The organism is Rhodanobacter fulvus Jip2, assembly GCF_000264315.1.
In the GTDB taxonomy this organism is placed as follows: Bacteria; Pseudomonadota; Gammaproteobacteria; order Xanthomonadales; family Rhodanobacteraceae; genus Rhodanobacter; species Rhodanobacter fulvus.
On record NZ_AJXU01000110.1, the window covers coordinates 1 to 784 of the forward strand.

Annotated in this window: 1 protein-coding gene; it reads left to right on the forward strand. The window is 29.7% G+C overall.

Annotated features, from left to right (window positions below):
- On the forward strand, window positions 1-784 hold a 784-nt coding region (locus tag UU9_RS17735; RefSeq protein WP_007083041.1), incomplete at both ends, for an IS1182 family transposase.

Below are 784 nucleotides of genomic sequence, written 5' to 3' on the forward strand. Positions count from 1 at the left end.
AAAGAAGATCATATGAAAAATGGACAACTCAAGCCAGGTTATAATTTACAAATAGCGACAAATTCTCAATTCGTTTTATCTTATAATGTGTATCAAAATCCGACTGATACAAGAACGATGATACCATTTTTAAATTTAATTCAAGAGACCTACGGTCATTTACCTGAATATATTGTAGCTGATGCAGGTTATGGTAGCGAACCCAATTATATGGCAATTATAGATGATTTTAATCGAATACCACTTATAACCTACGGTATGTTTATAAAAGATAAAACTAAAAAATATAAAAGCGACATCTTTAACACTCAAAATTGGGATTATGACGAAATTAACGATGAATATATTTGTCCAAACAATAAGCGATTGGGTTTTAAAAGATATGCCTATCGCCATGATAAATATGGGTTTAAGAGAGACTTCAAATTATATGAATGTGATGATTGTTCAGAATGTCCTCTGAGACACCAATGCATGAAATACAATTCAAAAACGAATAAAAAAATAATGAAAAATTATAATTGGGAATATTTTAAAGCCCAAATTAATAAAAAGCTTTCAGAACCAAAAATAAAAACCATCTACAGTCAAAGAAAAATTGATGTGGAGCCTGTTTTTGGATTTATGAAGGCTATTTTGGGTTTCACTCGAATGTCCGTTCGAGGGATAAATAAAGCCAAAAGAGAACTAGGATTTGTGCTAATGGCACTTAATATAAGAAAAGTAACAGCTCAACGAGCTGAAAATAATCAAAAAAATTATAAAAAAGACAATTTCTATATTA